Source organism: Penaeicola halotolerans (assembly GCF_016464625.1).
In the GTDB taxonomy this organism is placed as follows: Bacteria; Bacteroidota; Bacteroidia; order Cytophagales; family Cyclobacteriaceae; genus Penaeicola; species Penaeicola halotolerans.
Window position 1 is genome coordinate 1 of record NZ_JAEAGO010000222.1, and the last position, 236, is coordinate 236.

Genomic DNA, 236 nt, shown 5'->3' on the forward strand with positions numbered 1-236 from the left:
ACTATCCTCAACAATGCCAAGCGATTGCCCATGATGGCTGATCGTCAAGTAGTCATTGTGAAAGAGGCCAAGGAAACCCCAGATCTCAATAAGGAGCAAGGCCAAACCCTCTTGGAGGCTTATTTGAAGAACCCCATGCCTTCTACTATATTGGTTTTTGCTCATAAGAATAAAACACTCGATGGACGTAAAGCAGAAGCTAAAATCTTCGATAAGACAGCTATACAGGTCAATTC

Annotated in this window: 1 pseudogene; it reads left to right on the plus strand. The window is 42.8% G+C overall.

Going from position 1 to position 236, the window contains the following annotated elements:
• Positions 1-236 (plus strand): annotated as a pseudogene (locus I5349_RS14075) (DNA polymerase III subunit delta); the annotation flags it as partial.